Source organism: Luteimonas sp. MC1782, assembly GCF_014164605.1.
In the GTDB taxonomy this organism is placed as follows: domain Bacteria; phylum Pseudomonadota; class Gammaproteobacteria; order Xanthomonadales; family Xanthomonadaceae; genus Luteimonas.
Genome location: NZ_JACJFT010000002.1, coordinates 272,467 through 288,224, shown reverse-complemented (window position 1 = coordinate 288,224; position 15,758 = coordinate 272,467). Strand labels below are relative to the sequence as shown.

Below are 15,758 nucleotides of genomic sequence, written 5' to 3'. Positions count from 1 at the left end.
ACCCACACCGCGCAGTGAAGCGCGGCGTGCCGGTGACTGGCCCGTGTGCGTGGTCGGGCCCTAGTCCACGCGCGCGGCTGCGACCGTCGAGCGCTCCTGCCAGCCGCCACCGAGCACCTTGTACAGGGTGACCCGGTTGCGTTGTTCGGCCATGCGCGTGGCCACCAGCGCCTGCTGCGTGGCGTACAGCGTGCGCTGCGCATCCAGCCGCACCAGCGAGCTGTCGAGGCCGGCCGCGTGGCGCGCCTGCGCCAGTGATTCGGCGCGCGTGGCGGCATCAACCAGCGCCTGCTGCGCACGCACCTGGCGGGCCAGCGCGTCCGCCTGCGCCAGCGCATCGGCGACCTCGCGGAAGCCGACCTGGATCGCCCTTTCGTACTCCGCAAGCGCGATGTCGCGTTCGGCGGTGGCCACGCCGAGGCCGGCACGCAGGCGTCCGCCCTGGAAGATCGGCAGGTTGATCTGCGGCATGAAGCTCCAGACGCGGGCGCCGCCGTCGAACAGGCCGGACAGCGCGTCGCTGGCCGAGCCGACGCTGCCGGTCAGCGAGATCGACGGAAAGAACGCGGCGCGCGCCGCGCCGATGTTGGCGCTGGCGGCATGCAGTCGGTGCTCGGCGGCGATCACGTCGGGCCGGCGCAGCAGTGCTTCCGCCGGCAGTCCCGCCGGCAGCGCGGTGAGGCCGACCACGGCGCCTGAATCACGCAGCGGCAGCAGCTCGGGCGGCACCGGCGCGCCGGCCAGCAGGTCGAGCGCGTTGCGGTCCAATGCCACCTGGCCCTGCAGGCGCGCGACATCCGAACGCGTGCCTTCCACCTGGGTGCGCACCTGCTCCACCTCGAGCGCCGACGTGGCGCCCAGCGCCTGGCGCTGCGCGGTGAGTGACAGCGTGCGCTCGTAGGTCTCCAGCGCGGACTCCGCCAGGCGCAGCTGCTCCTGGTCGGAGGCCAGCGCCAGCCATGCGCCGACGACTTCGGCTACCAGCGACAGCTGGGTGCTGCGCTGCGCCTCGGCGGTGGCCAGGTATTGCTGCAGCGCCGCCTCGCCAAGGTTGCGCACGCGCCCGAACAGGTCGAGTTCGAACGCCGCCAGGCCGATGCCCGCGACGTACGACTCGCTGTCGGGCACATCGCCGCCGACGCGCTCCATGGTGGCGCTGGCACCGAGCGACGGCATGCGGTCGGCACGGCGGATGCCGTACTGCGCGCGCGCGCGCTCGACGTTGAGGATCGCCACGCGCAGGTCGCGGTTGCTGTCCAGCGCCTGGGCGACGACGGCCTCCAGCGCCGGGTCGGCGAGGAAGTCGCGCCAGCCGACATCGGCCATGGGCAGCGCGGCAATGGCCGGATCGGCCGGCGCGAACGCGCCGGCCTGGCCCGCGCGCGTGGTCGCGGGCAGCGGCCATTCCACGGGGATCGCGGGTGCGGCGGCGGGGGTGGCCGGCACCAGCGTGGCGCAGCCGGAGACCGCCAGCGCGATGGCCAGCGCGAGGCTCGCGTGCAGTGGCTTATGCATGCTGGTCGACTCCAGTGGCGACGGGTGCGTGCTGCTTGCGGCTGAACAGGCGGTTGACCACCACGAAGAACAGGGGGATGAAGAACACGCCGAGCAGCGTGCCCACCAGCATGCCGCCCAGCACGCCGGTGCCGATGGCGCGCTGCGCGCCCGAGCCCGCGCCGCTTGCGATGGCGAGCGGCAGCACGCCGAGGCCGAAGGCCAGCGAGGTCATGATGATCGGGCGCAGCCGGTCACGGACCGCTTGCATGGTGGCCTCGATGAGCTCCATGCCCTGCTCCACGTTCGCCTTGGCGAACTCGACGATCAGGATCGCGTTCTTGCTGGTCAGCCCCACCGTGGTGAGCATCGCCACCTGGAAGTAGATGTCGCGCTCCATGCCGCGCATCGAGTTGGCCAGCACCGCGCCGAGGATGCCCAGCGGCGCCACCAGCAACACCGCGGTCGGCACCGTCCAGCTTTCATACAGCGCGGCCAGGCACAGGAACACGATCAGCAATGACAGCGCGTACAGCAGCGGCGTCTGCGAACCCGCCTCACGCTCCTGGTAGGACAACGCGGTCCACTCGATGCCGAAGCCCGGCGGAAGCTCAGCCGCGAGGCGCTCGATCTCGAGCATCGCGTCGCCCGTAGCCACGCCCGGCGCGGGCTCGCCCTGGACCTCGACCGCCGATACGCCGTTGTAGCGCTCCAGGCGCGGCGAGCCGAAGTCCCAGTGCGAGCTGGCGAACGCCGAGAACGGCACCATTTCGCCCTGGTTGTTCTTTACCGACCACAGGCTGAAATCGTCCGGCGTCATGCGGAACTGCGCATCCGACTGCAGGTACACGCGCTTGACGCGGCCGCGGTCGATGAAGTCGTTGATGTAGGCGCTGCCCCAGGCCGCGGCCAGGGTCGAGTTGATCGCACCCACCGACAGCCCGAGCGCGCTCGCCTTCTCGGTATCGATGTCGATGCGGAACTGCGGCGTGTCCTCCTGGCCGTTCGGGCGCACCGCCTGCAGCAGCGGGCTCTGGTTGGCGGCGCCGAGCATCTGGTTGCGCGCATTGATCAGCGCCTCATGCCCCTGCGCACCGTTGTCCTTGACGAAGAAGGTGTAGCCGGCGCCGATGCCAAGCTCGGGCATGGCGGGCGGCGGAAACACGAAGATCTGCGCGTCCTTGACCTGGCTCATCGCGCCCATGCCGCGGCCGGCGAGCGCGAACGCGCCCTCCGACGCCTCCTTGCGCTCGCCCCAGTCGGTGAGCTTCACGAACGACATGCCGGCGTTCTGACCCATGCCGGCAAAGCTGAAGCCCTGCACCGAGAACACGGATTCGACGATGTCGGATTCGTTCGCGATGAAGTGGTCCTCGAGTTCCTTGAGCGCCTCGATCGTGCGCTCCTGGGTGGCGCCGACCGGCGTCTGCACCAGCGCCATCAGCACGCCCTGGTCCTCGTTGGGCAGGAACGAACTGGGCAGGCGCACGAACAGCACGCCCATCACCACCACCAGCAGCGCGAACACGGTCATCGAACGCTTCGGGCTGCCGAGCATGCGGCGCACGCCGCCGCGGTACTTGCCGCTGGTGCGGTCGAAACCGCGGTTGAACCAGCCGAAGAAGCGCCCGGCCAGGCCGGTGCCATGGTGGTCCACGCCCTTCTCGATGGGCTTCAGCATGGTGGCGCAGAGCGCCGGCGTGAGCACGATCGCCACCACCACCGACAGCAGCATCGCCGACACGATGGTCGCCGAGAACTGCCGGTAGATGACGCCGGTGGAGCCGGACATGAAGGCCATCGGCACGAACACCGCCGACAGCACCAGGCCGATGCCGACCAGCGCGCCGGTGATCTGGTCCATGGACTTGCGCGTGGCCTCGAGCGGCGAGAGTCCTTCCTCGCTCATGATGCGTTCCACGTTCTCGACCACCACGATGGCGTCATCCACCAGCAGTCCGATCGCCAGCACCATCGCGAACATGGTCAGCATGTTGATGGAGAAGCCCAGCACCGCGAGCACCGCGAACGTGCCCAGCAGCACCACCGGCACCGCGATCGTCGGGATCAGCGTGGCGCGGAAGTTCTGCAGGAACAGGTACATCACCAGGAACACCAGCACGATCGCTTCGATCAGCGTGACGACCACGCCCTTGATGGACACCTGCACGAACGGCGTGGTGTCGAAGGGAATCACCGACACCAGGCCCTCGGGGTAGTACGGCTCGAGTTCGGCGAGCGCCTGCTTCACGCCCGCCGCGGTCTCGATCGCGTTGGCCCCCGTTGCCAACGAGATCGCCAGGCCGCTGGCCGGCTGGCCGTTGTAGCGGCTGATGAACTCGTAGGTCTCCGAGCCGATCTCCACGCGCGCCACGTCACCCAGCTTGAGCACCGAACCGTCGGCTTCGGCGCGCACCACCACGTTGCGGAACTGCTCCGGTGTCTGCAGGCGGTCCTGCGCATTGATGGTGGCATTGAGCTGCTGGCCCTCGACCGACGGCGCGCCGCCCAGCTGGCCGATGGCGACCTGCGCGTTCTGCGCCTGGATGGCAGCAGTCACTTCCGCCACCGACAGCGCGTAGGTGTGCAGCTTGTTGGGATCCAGCCAGATGCGCATGGCGTACTTGGCGCCGAACACCTGGGTGGTGCCCACGCCCGGCACGCGGCTGATCGGGTCGACGATGTTGGTGCCGATGAAGTCGCCGATGTCGTTGGCGTTCATGCTGCCGTCTTCGGACACGAAGCCGACCACCTGCAGGAAGCTCGACGTCGACTTGGAGACGTTCACGCCCTGGCGCTGCACGTCCTGCGGCAGCAGCGGCATCGCCAGCTGCAGCTTGTTCTGCACCTGCACCTGGGCGATGTCGGGATCGGTGCCGCTGTCGAACGTCAGCGTGATCTGCGCCATGCCGTTGGATGACGACTTCGAGGAGAAATAGATCAGGCCATCGAGGCCCTTCATGTTCTGCTCGATGATCTGCGTCACCGAATCCTCGACCACCTTGGCCGACGCGCCCGGATAGGTCGCGCGCACCTCGACCGAAGGCGGCGCCACGGTCGGGTACATCGAGATCGACAACGAGGTCAGCGCGAGCACGCCGGCAAGCATGATGATGATCGCGATGACCCACGCGAAGATGGGGCGATCGATGAAGAAACGAGCCATTGCTTACTCCTTCGAGGCCGAAGCCCCGGCCGCCGGTGCGGTGGCGCCGGAGGAGGCGGGGGTGGCCGCGTCAGCGGCATCGGCATTGGCATTGGCGGTGTCGGCGGCTGCAGGCGCGGCGATGGCCGGCTGCGCCTGCTTCGCGTCGGCAACGTCCGCGGTCACTTCCACCGCGTCGCCCGGCTTGATCTTCTGCAGGCCGGCGGTCACCACGCGGTCGCCGGCGGCGAGGCCGTCCTCGACCAGCCAGGCGTCGCCGATGGTCTGGCTCACGCGCACCGGGCGCACGGACACCGTGCCGTCGTCGCCCACCACCATCGCCGTGGTGTTGCCCTTGGCGTCACGGCCGATGCCACGCTGGGGCACCAGGATCGCGTCGTTGCGCACGCCGGCGCCGACCACCGCGCGCACGTACATGCCGGGCAGCAGCACCTGGTCGGGGTTGGCGACCTCCACGCGCACCGAGAAGCTGCCGGTGCCAGGATCGACCGAGACTTCCGAGAACTTCAGCGTGCCGGGATGCGCGTAGGCCGTGCCGTCCTCGAGCAGGATGGTGACCGGCAGCGACGCGGTGCTTTCCAGCGTGCCGGCGGCCAGCGCCTTGCGCAGTTGCAGCAGCTCCGCGCTGGTCTGGGTGAGGTCGACGTGGATCGGATCGAGCTGCTGCACCGTGGCCAGCGGCGCGGCCTGGTTGGCGGTGACCAGCGCGCCCTGGGTAACGCTGGACTTGCCGATGCGGCCGCTGATCGGCGCGGTGATGCGCGCATGGCCGAGCGGGACGTTGGCGGCGTCGAGCGCGGCGCGCGCGGCACCGACATCGGCCTCGGCCTGCTTGAGCGCGGCCTGGGCGTTGTCGTTGTCCTGGCGGCTGACGGCATCGATCTTGACCAGCTCGGCGGTACGCCGCGCGGTCAGCTGGGCCGCGGTGCGCGTGGCCTCGGCGCGCGCCAGCTGCGCACGCGCGCTGTTGGCGGCGGCGCGATAGGTCGCGTCATCGAGCTGGTACAGCGGCTGGCCGGCTTCCACCAGGGCGCCTTCGGTGAACAGGCGCCTGGCGACCAGGCCATTGACCTGCGGCCGCACCTCGGCCACCAGCCACGCATGCGTGCGCCCCGGCAGCTCGCGGGTCAGGGTGACCTGCTGCGCGGCGAGGGTGGCAACGGTCACCGCCGGCCTGGGCGCCTGCTGCGGGTCCTGCCCACCACCGCAGGCGGCGAGCGCAAGGGCGAGTGCGGCGGAAAGGGGCATCAGGAGGTGGCGACGGCGGTGCTGGGACATGGGTCGGCTCGCTTGGCGTGCTGGAATGAGGGAAAGCCAGCGCCTGTTCCGCCTCGTTGGTACAGGGCGAAGGGCTGGTCTGAATGGGGACGGCGCAATATACAACCATTCATGGATGTATGTAAGTGGGCTACACTCTCATCTCGCACAGGAGCGTTCAGCCGCCATGGCCAGGAAAACCAAAGAGGAAGCGCTGGTCACGCGCGAGGGCATCCTCGACGCGGCCGAAGCGTGTTTCCGCGAGCACGGCATGTCGCGCACCAGCCTCGAGGCGATCGCGGTGCGCGCCGGAGTGACCCGCGGCGCGGTCTACTGGCACTTCAAGAACAAGACCGAAGTGCTGGAAGCGGTGATCAGCCGGGTCACCGTGCCCTTCCTGCACGGTCTGGAATACGCGTCGCGCCCGGAGGGCTCCACGCCCCTCGCCGACCTGCGCGAAATGCTGCGCGCGTCGTTCGCCGACGTGGTCGACAAGCCGCACGTGCGCAACGCCATCGAGGTGATCGAGCTTCGCTGCGAGATCACCGCAGAGACCACCCAGGTCCACGACCTGCGCCAATCCGGGTTCCGCAATACGCACGCGCGCATCAATGCCGCGTTCCAGCGCGCGGAGGACCTCGGCCAGCTGCGCGCCGGCATGAACGCGCACGGCTGCGCGATGGCCCTGCATTTCATGATCTCGGGCGTCATGCGCGCCTATCTGGTGGATCCCGACAATGTCGACCTGCAGCGCGACGGCATGGCCGCCGTGGACCTGGCACTCGGCGCGATGGCCACCGCCGCCGCGCGCCTGCCGCGCGACTGACCGCAGCTGCTTGCGGCCTCGCCGCGGTGGCCGGGAGGCCTTCGCGGCTTCGCCCCCGGATCCGCCTGGCGGCGGATGCCTCCTCTTTTACTTCCCCGCGAAGGCCTCCCGGCCACTTCGGGGCTCGGCGCTGACGGCAGGTACCGAAGAGCAATGCACCAGAACGCGGGTTGTGCTCTGGAGCCACTGCGTACTGCGCGGACCGGGTGCCAAGGCCCTTGAGGGCAAAGTCAAGGAGGAGGCGATGGCCGCAAGGCCATCGCCGGGGGACATGAGTCCTCAAGGGCCTTGGTACCCGGCGCCCAATCAGCGCCACGCCTTCACTCGACAGGAAAGGGACCAAAAAAAGGCCCACCAGCGACGGTGGGCCTTTGTCTTGCAGCGGACCGGACTCAGAGCGCCGGGGTCACGCGCCAGATGGTGTTGGCCAGGTCGTCGGCAACGATCAGCGCGCCGCGCGGATCGACGGTCACGCCGACCGGACGGCCGCGGGTCTTGCCGTCTTCACCGCGGAAGCCGTAAACGAAGTCCACCGGCGGACCCGACGGACGGCCGTTGCTGAAGGGCACGAAGATGACCTTGTAGCCGACCGGATCGTTGCGGTTCCAGCTGCCGTGCTCGCCCACGAACGCGCCTTCGCTGAAGCCCGCGCCCATCGTGGCGGTGGAGAAGTCCACGCCCAGCGCGGCGACGTGCGAACCCAGGCTGTAGTCGGGCGTGATCGCCGCGGCGACCTTGTCCGGATCCTGCGGACGCACGCGCGGATCGACGTTCTGGCCCCAGTAGCTGTACGGCCAACCGTAGAACCCGCCCTCGCGCACCGAGGTCAGGAAGTCCGGCACCAGGTTCGGGCCGAGTTCGTCGCGCTCGTTGACTACTGCCCACAGCTGGCCGGTGGTCGGTTCGATGGCCAGCGCCGTGGGATTGCGCAGGCCCGTGGCATACGGGCGGTGTGCGCCAGTCTGCGCGTCGATTTCCCAGACCAGCGCGCGGTCGGCTTCGGCCACCATGCCGCGCTCGGTGATGTTGCTGTTGGAGCCGATGCCGACGTACAGGAAACGCCCGTCGGCACTCGCCGTCAGCGACTTGGTCCAGTGATGGTTGATCGCCGAAGGCAGGTCCGCCACCTTGACCGGCGGCGCGCTCGCGCGCACCTGGCCGTCCTGGTAGTCGAACTTCACCAGCGCATCCTGGTTGGCGACAAACAGCGTGTTGCCGATCAGCGCGAGGCCGTACGGCGCGTTGAGTTCTTCGGCGAACACGCTGCGCTCGTAGTTGCCGTCACCATCGGGGTCGCGCAGCAGCGTCAGGCGGTTGCCGCTCTTCACCTTGGTATTGCCCTGCGCCTTGATGCGTCCGGCAATCACGTCCTTGGGCTTCAGCTTGCCGGCGTTGCCGCCGCGGCCCTCGGCTACCAGGATGTCGCCGTTGGGGAGCACCAGCGTCTGCCGCGGGATGTTGAGCTCGGTGGCGATCGCCTTGATCGCGTAGCCCTGCGGCACGCTCGGCACCAGGTCGCCCCACTCCGCCGGCTTCGCGATGACCATGTCGGGCATCAGGCCGCGTTCCTGCTTCGGAAGCTCGGGGTTGGCGCCGTACTGCGCGGGGTCCGGATCGCTGCCGCCGCCACAGGCGCCGAGCAGGGTGACGAGGCCGATGGCCGTGAACAGCTTCAGGTGCTTCATGCCCTGTCTCCCACGCGGATGGCGGAAAAACCGAGGTAGGCCGCGGCGCCCGCGAGCACGGTGGCGATTACCGAGAGCACCAGGCCGGTCGGCATCATGGCGAACGCGTCCCTGGCGTGGACCAGCGAGGCGATGAAGCCCACGACCCACGTGGCAAGCAGCAGCAACATGTAGACCAGCGGGCGCGTGCCGCGGTCACCGCGGAAGTAGTCGACCACGCTCCACAGCAGTGCGCAGGCCGCGAACACCAGCGCGCCGGCGAGCAGCCAGGACGCGAAGTTGCTCCACTGGATCTCGAACGTGCGGCCGTAGGCGATGTCGGTGACCATCGCGCCGAGGAACAGCGGGAAGGCCGCGGCAAGCAGGAACGCATGCAGCGGATGGATTGCGCGTTGATATCGACGCTCGGCAGCGACAGCCACGGCGTTTCTCCTTGAAGGTTGGGAAGCGCCGGCAGCTGACACGTGCGGGCGCGGATGAGCCCGGGAAGGGTAACAACCCGCGCGTACCCATGGCGCGACGGTACTGGAACAATGCGGACCGATTGCGCGGCCGGCTACGATTTCACAGCCGATTCAGACCGGCTGGCCGCTAATGGCCGTGTTCACTGCGATCCAACCGGCCGCCAGGCGCCCGGGTTTTCGCCGCTCCATCCACACGGCCCGTCCGTGCCGCCCACCACGCAAGGCTGGAACTCAGCGTCGCCGAATCAGGTTTCGGCACACGACGCTGCACACGTTCCAGGAACAGGGGCCATCCGCATACCGCCTTCGCACCGCATCCGCAGCCGCGGGTGCTGTGAGCGCCTGCGCCTTGCCAGCCTCCAGACGCCGCGCCCGAGCCGCGCAGCGCACCCCCCACCCCCCACCTCTCCAGCGACTGCCCGGAGCCACTTGCACGCGCACGTGGCCCGGCGGCCGACACCGCCAGGACGCACGCCATGAATCCACGAATGAAACTGTTGCCGCTGATGCTGCTCGCCATCAGCCACGGCGCCGTCGCGCAACAGCTCCCCGGTGCCGGCAGCCAGCTCCGCCAGCTGCCCACGCCACCGCCCGCGCAAGCGGCACAACCGCAGATCCGCATCGAGGATGGGATCGCGCCCGCCGCGGCAGCCGCCGACGCGCCCACCGTGCTGGTCGAGCGCCTGCAGGTCACCGGCGCCAGCGCCTGGCCCGCATCGGAACTGGTCGCGATCGCCGGGTTCGCGCCGGGCAGCAGGCTCACGCTTGCGCAGCTGCAGGCGATGGCCGCGCGCATCACCCGCCACTACCGCGACAACGGCTATTTCGTCGCGCGTGCCTGGCTGCCGGCGCAGGACATCACATCGAACACGGTGACCATCGCGGTCAGCGAGGGCGTGCTGGGCCAGGTCACCCTGCGCAACCAGAGCAACCTGGCCGACGACGTGGCGCACAGCCGCCTCGCGGGCCTCGCGCCCGGCGATGCGCTGACCATCGACCCGATCGAACAGCGCCTGCTGCTGCTTTCCGACATCCCCGGCGTGGTCGTGCAATCGACGATGGTGCCGGGCCAGGCGCCGGGCAGTTCCGACCTGGTGGTGGACATCACCCCCGGCCGCCGCGTCACCGGCAGCGTCGATGCCGACAACGCCGGCAACCCGTACACCGGTGAATACCGCCTCGGCGCCACGGTCAACCTCAACAACCCGCTGGGACGCGGCGACGTCGCCTCGCTGCGGCTGCTGACCTCGGGCTCGGGGCTGACGTATGGCCGGGGCGCGTACCAGATGCTGTTCGGCCGCGCGACCGCCGGCGTGGCCTTCAGCCGCCTGGAGTACGAACTCGGCGAGCAGTACGACGGCCTCGGTGCGCACGGCACCGCCGACATCGCCAGCGTGTTCGGCTCCATCCCGCTGATCCGCTCGCGCGAGACCAATCTGTATGCCGGCCTGCAATACGATCACCGGCGCTTCGAGGACCGCATCGACCTGTTCGACGTGGTCACCGACAAGCGCGCACGCGTGGCCACGGCCAGCCTGTACGGCAACCACTACGACAGCTTCGGCGGCGGCGGTGCCAACGCTTTCCATCTCGCCCTGTCCTCGGGCGACCTGGACATCCAGACGCCGTCGGCGCGCGCGGTCGACGACGTCACGGCACGCGCCCACGGCGGCTACACCAGGCTTGCGTTCAATGTCTCGCGCCTGCAGCGCCTCACCGACCTCTGGTCGCTGTACGGCGCGCTCGGCGGCCAGGTCGCCTCGGGCAACCTCGACGCCTCCGAGAAGCTCGTGCTGGGCGGGATGGATGGCGTGCGCGCCTACCCGCAGGGCGAAGGCTTCGGTGACGAAGGCCTGCTCGCCAACCTCGAAGTGCGTCGCCTGCTGCCGGGCCTGAGCGGGCACGTGCCCGGCCAGGTGCACCTGCTCGGCTTCGTCGACGGCGGCCGCATCACCGTCGACAAGGACCCGTGGTTTGCCGGCGACAACACGCGCAGCCTGGGCGGTGCCGGCATCGGTGCCACCTGGGACGACCCGGGCAATTTCGCGGTCCGCAGCTACTACGCCCGCAAGCTCGGCGGCGAAGACGCGATCTCCGCCCCCGACAGGTCCGGGCGCTTCTGGATCCAGGCCATCAAGTACTTCTGAGCCGCCGCCCGTCCGCCGCCTGCCCACCCAAAATTTGAAGGATCAGCCATGCATCTTGCCCACGCTTCCATCCAGGCCCGGCGCGCCACACCCGCCCGCGCCCGTCGTCCCGTCACCGGCCGCGGCCTCGGTGCCATGAGCCTGCACGCACTCTCGGGTGCGGTGCTGCTGGCGCTCGCCGCGTCGGCCCATGCGGCGCCTCCGTCCGGTGGCGTGGTGACCACCGGCGCGGCCAACATCGACCAGCAGGGCGGCAACACGGTCATCACCCAGACCACCCGCAACGTCTCCATCAACTGGCAGGACTTCGGCATCGCCGCGGGTGAGTCGGTGCAGTTCGTGCAACCGGGCGTCGACTCCATCGCGCTCAACCGCGTGCTGGGCTCCGATCCCTCGGTGATCCTCGGCAACCTGTCGTCCAACGGCCGGGTGTTCCTGCTCAACCCGAACGGCATCCTGTTCGGCCAGGGCGCGTCGGTGAACGTCGGCGGCCTGGTGGCCACCACCATGCGCCTCAGCGATGCCGACTTCCAGGCCGGCAACCACGCCTTCGGCAACGCCGGCGACGGCGCGGTGGTCAACCAGGGCAGCATCACCGCCCGCGACGGCGGGCACGTGGCACTGATGGGCCAGCGCGTGAGCAACCAGGGCGTGATCGTCGCCCGCCTGGGCACGGTGGCCCTGGCCGCGGGCGAGGCGGTCACGCTCGACGTCGCGGGCGACGGGCTGTTGAACGTCGCGGTGTCGACCGGCGCGGTCAACGCGCTCGCCGAGAACGGCGGCATGATCCGCGCCGACGGCGGCCGCGTGCTGATGACGGCGCAGGCCGCAGGCAACCTGCTGCACACCACCGTCAACAACACCGGCGTCGTCCAGGCGCAGTCCATCGGCAACCGCGGCGGCACCATCGTGCTGCTCGGCGACATGCAGTCCGGCACGGTGAACCTCGGCGGCACGCTGGACGCCAGCGCGCCCGGCGGCGGCAATGGCGGTTTCATCGAGACGTCGGCGGCGACCGTCAACGTCGACGGCGGCGTGCGCGTGACCACCGCCGCCCCGCTCGGCCAGACCGGCCGCTGGCTGATCGATCCGCAGGACTTCACCATCGGCAGCGCGCCCGGCGACAACATCGCCGGCTCCACGCTGTCGGCCCAGCTGGTGACCACCAACGTCGAAATCAGCACCGTCGGCGGCGGCACGGGCAACGGCGACATCTTCGTCAACGACGCGGTCAGCTGGACGGCGAGCGGCGCACCCACAACGCTCACCCTCACCGCCAACCGCAACGTCGACATCAATGCGGCCATCACCGCCACCAACGGCAACCTCGCCGTGTGCTGCGGTCAGGACGTCAACGTCAATGCCGCCATCACCACCACCAACGGCAGCGTGCTGCTGGCCGCCGGGCGCGACGTCAACCAGTTCGCCGACATCACCGTGACCGACGGCAACCTGATGATGTGCGCGGCCAACGACGTCAACGTGGCGGGTGCGATCACCCTCACCCGCGGCACCGACGACCCCACGCGCAGCCTCGGCCTGGCGCGCGGCCTCACGCTCAGCGCCGACACCGACGGCACCGGCCCCGGCATCGAGGGCGGCACGGTCGTGTTCGATTCGCTGGCGCCGCCGGCCACGGTGACCGCCGCCCCGGTGGCGATCTACTACAACCCGGTGTCCTACACCGCGCCCACCGACTACTCCACCAGGTTCACCCTCACCGAAGGCGCCGCGCTGCGGCAGTACATGCTGGTGTTCGCCACCGGCGGCGACCGGCCCTACGACGGCACCACGGCCACCACGCTTACCGGCCTGAAAGGCAACCCCGATGGCGTGATCCTGGTGGCCGGCCCCGACGCCGTAGCCAACTTCGACAGTCCGGAAGAGGGCACCGGTGGCATCACCTATAGCGGCTACACGCTCGGCGGCCCGAATGCCGGCGCGTACGCGCTGGCGGTGAACTGCTGCGGCACGGTGGCGGCGCACACCACGGGCACCATCACGCCCGCGCCCACCACGCCGCCGCCGACCACGCCACCGCCCACTACTCCGCCGCCGACCACGCCGCCACCCACAACTCCGCCGCCGACCACGCCGCCGCCGACGGCGCCGCCCCCGACCACGCCACCGCCGACGGTTCCGCCACCGGGCACCCCGCTGGTGCCGCCGCCGACGCGTGAGCCGATCTTTGCGCCCACCCCGCGCCCGCGCCTGCCGCTGGCGCCGCCGGACAACCCGACGCCGGGCGTCACCGACGAAAAGCCCACGCAGACCCTGGTGGAGACGCCGCCGGTCGAGGTGCCCGTGTACGTGGCGCCGGTGCGCGTGCCCAAGCCGTACCGCAACTAGCCATGGCGGATCCGGAACGTCCGCGCGTGCCAACGGCGACGCGCAACGCGATGCATGCGGGGGCCCGCCTGGCGGGCGCCTGCCTGCTGCTGGTGGTGCTGCCGGGCGCCGCTTGGGCCAACGGCAGTGCGCCGCGGCTTGCCGACTTCAAGGACGCGAGCGCGTCGGCGCAAACCCGACATGTCGCGCACTGGGCCTTGCATTCCGGCGACAACGCCGGCATGCCGTACATGGTGGTCGACAAGGCCGCGGCACGGGTGTTCGTGTTCGATCGCGACGGCCAACTGCAGGGCGATGGACCGGCACTGCTGGGCATGGAGCGCGGCGACGGAACGGCCGCAGGCCTCGGCGAGCGCAAGCTCTCCGCGGTCACGCCGCAGGAGCGCACGACACCGGCGGGTCGCTTCGTCGCCTCGCTGGCGCCGGACCTCAAGGGCCAGGAGATCCTGTGGATCGACTACGATTCCGCGCTCGCGCTGCATCGCGTCGCCAAAGGCACGCCGGCGGAGCGACGCGCCGAGCGGCTGCAGAGCGCAAGTCCCGATGACAACCGCATCTCCTACGGCTGCATCAACGTGGCGGTGGCGTTCTACGAAGGCGTGGTGAGCCCCGCCTTCAGCCACAGCAACGGCGTGGTCTACATCCTTCCGGAAACCCGCACGGCGCGCGAGGTGTTTGGTTCGTACGACGTGGATGCGGCGATGTAACAAAACCGTTGCTTCACCGTCCCCGACGCGTCACCCGGGTGGGACATGCTGTGAGCGATCACACGTGATCGGCAGCATGCGTGGCGTCCGCGCCGCGCCCACCACAACCGTCTCGCAATCGGATCACGTCCAGGGACGGGCGCGGCCTCGGGGAAGTCATGCACAACAGTACCAAGTACCTTTCGGCCTGCATCCTGCTGGCCGCCACCGCCGGCTGCGCGTCGCTGCCGGCGGATCCGGCCGCGCTGTTCGACAACGGCGACCGGCGCTGGCTGGCCGGCGACCATCACATCCACAGTGAATTCAGCGCCGACTACGTCGAGGGCACCGAGCCCGGCGTGGCGCCGACCCCGGTGTTCGGTGCCGACGGCCGCTATTCCATCACCACCAATGCACTCAAGGCGCGCGAACACGGCCTGGGCTGGATGGTGTTGACCGACCACGGTGGCCCGCAGCACGCCAAGATCAATCACGACCACGCCTGGCCGGCGCTGCAGCAGGCGCGTCGCGAGGTGCCCGAGGTGGTGCAGTTCTTCGGCATGGAATTCGATACACCCGGCGGCGACCACAGCAGCCTGATCATGCCGCACACCCACGATGAGCGTGCGCACCTGCATGTGATCGAGTCGCGCTGGTCGCAGCGCGATGCGTGGCCACGCGATCCCGCGCGCGACGCCGAGCCGAAGATGCTCGAAGCACTGCGGCACATGGGCCAACTCGACGCGCCGCCGGTGCTCATCGCCAACCATCCATCGCGTTCGGCGACCGCGGTGGGCGTGTACGGCAAGTACGCACCGGCGGAGTTCCGCGACTGGAACGACACCGCGCCGCACGTCGCGGTCGGCATGGAAGGCGCGCCGGGGCACCAGGCGGCCACCATCAACCCCGACGGCGGCAACGATCCGGCCGGCGCCCGCGGCGGCTACAAGAACGCACCCACGATGGGCGGCTTCGACCAGATGACCGCGCGCCTCGGCGGTTTCTGGGACTCCATGCTCGGCGAAGGCCGGCGCTGGTGGGTCACCTCCACGTCGGACGCGCATCGCCACTGGCGCGAGGGCGGCAGCGACTTCTGGCCCGGCGAATACTCCAAGACCTACGTGCTGGCCGAGCACCGCCACGACGACATTCTCGACGGCATCCGCAATGGCCGCGTGTTCGTCACCACCGGCGACCTCATCTCGGAGCTGGACGTGGTCGTGCAAGCCGGCGACGACAGCAGCGCGCCCGCGCGCATCGGCGGCAGGCTGCATGCGCATGCCGGCAGCGACGTCCGCGTCGCCATCCGCGTGCGCGACCCGGCCGGCAGCAACCACGGCGGCCATTCGCCGGAAGTCGCGCGCATCGACCTGATCGTTGGTGCGGTCAGCGGGGCGGTCTCCGACCGCACCAGTGACGCCAACCCCACCACCCGCGTCGAGCGTCGCTTCGCTGCCGCCGACTGGAAGCGTGACGGCGAGTACCTGACGATGACCCACACCCTGCGCGACGTCGCCACCTCCAGCTACCTGCGCGTGCGCGGCACCGGCACCGGCGAACTCGAGCCGTCCGCAGATCCACGGGGCGACGACCCGTGGACCGACCTGTGGTTCTACAGCAACCCGGTGTTCATCGAAGTCCACTGAGCCGCACCGGCCGCGCCACGCGCCGCCACCCCACCACC

At 69.9% G+C, this 15,758-nt stretch carries 10 protein-coding genes; 5 read left to right on the top strand and 5 right to left on the bottom strand.

The features are described from left to right. Positions 1–60: 60 nt before the first annotated feature. From H5368_RS10745 to H5368_RS10735, 3 genes are read right to left on the bottom strand one after another with little or no spacing between them, the layout of a single operon-like run. Positions 61–1,515 (bottom strand): efflux transporter outer membrane subunit, encoded by a 1,455-nt coding sequence (locus tag H5368_RS10745; RefSeq protein WP_182824441.1) that lies wholly within the window; start codon positions 1,513–1,515, stop codon positions 61–63. Beyond that, entirely contained in the window at positions 1,508–4,660 is a 3,153-nt protein-coding gene (locus tag H5368_RS10740; protein WP_182824439.1) for an efflux RND transporter permease subunit, read from the bottom strand. The genes H5368_RS10745 and H5368_RS10740 overlap by 8 nt, the downstream gene beginning before the upstream one ends. A gap of 3 nt (positions 4,661–4,663) precedes the next feature. After that, on the bottom strand, positions 4,664–5,938 hold the full coding sequence (locus H5368_RS10735; protein ID WP_182824437.1) for an efflux RND transporter periplasmic adaptor subunit: 1,275 nt from the start codon (positions 5,936–5,938) through the stop codon (positions 4,664–4,666). A 166-nt stretch (positions 5,939–6,104) separates the two neighbouring features. Here H5368_RS10735 and H5368_RS10730 point away from each other — a divergent pair, with 166 nt between their 5' ends. Beyond that, positions 6,105–6,743 carry a TetR family transcriptional regulator gene (locus H5368_RS10730; protein WP_182824435.1) on the top strand — a complete coding sequence of 213 codons (639 nt, stop codon included), beginning with the start codon at positions 6,105–6,107 and terminating at the stop codon, positions 6,741–6,743. 392 nt (positions 6,744–7,135) lie between these two features. Here H5368_RS10730 and H5368_RS10725 read toward each other — a convergent pair whose 3' ends face one another. Then, a complete protein-coding gene (locus tag H5368_RS10725; RefSeq protein WP_182824433.1) occupies positions 7,136–8,428 on the bottom strand; it encodes a sorbosone dehydrogenase family protein in 1,293 nt (430 codons plus the stop codon). After that, complete coding sequence (locus H5368_RS10720) at positions 8,425–8,850, bottom strand: DUF2231 domain-containing protein (protein ID WP_182824431.1); 426 nt, start codon at positions 8,848–8,850, stop codon at positions 8,425–8,427. The genes H5368_RS10725 and H5368_RS10720 overlap by 4 nt, the downstream gene beginning before the upstream one ends. A 530-nt stretch (positions 8,851–9,380) precedes the next feature. Between H5368_RS10720 and H5368_RS10715 the strand changes: the two genes are divergently transcribed. The 4 genes from H5368_RS10715 (at position 9,381) to H5368_RS10700 (ending at position 15,720) form a co-directional block, all read left to right on the top strand. Beyond that, positions 9,381–11,039 carry a ShlB/FhaC/HecB family hemolysin secretion/activation protein gene (locus H5368_RS10715; protein WP_220486631.1) on the top strand — a complete coding sequence of 553 codons (1,659 nt, stop codon included), beginning with the start codon at positions 9,381–9,383 and terminating at the stop codon, positions 11,037–11,039. A gap of 48 nt (positions 11,040–11,087) precedes the next feature. Continuing rightward, positions 11,088–13,388: a filamentous hemagglutinin N-terminal domain-containing protein gene (locus H5368_RS10710; RefSeq protein ID WP_220486630.1), complete on the top strand. Its 2,301-nt coding sequence runs from the start codon at positions 11,088–11,090 to the stop codon at positions 13,386–13,388. 2 nt (positions 13,389–13,390) lie between these two features. Beyond that, entirely contained in the window at positions 13,391–14,095 is a 705-nt protein-coding gene (locus H5368_RS10705) for a L,D-transpeptidase (protein WP_255486509.1), read from the top strand. Positions 14,096–14,253: 158 nt separating this feature from the next. Further along, positions 14,254–15,720, top strand: a complete 1,467-nt coding sequence (locus H5368_RS10700) for a phosphoesterase (RefSeq protein WP_182824427.1) — start codon at positions 14,254–14,256, stop codon at positions 15,718–15,720. Positions 15,721–15,758 lie beyond the last annotated feature (38 nt).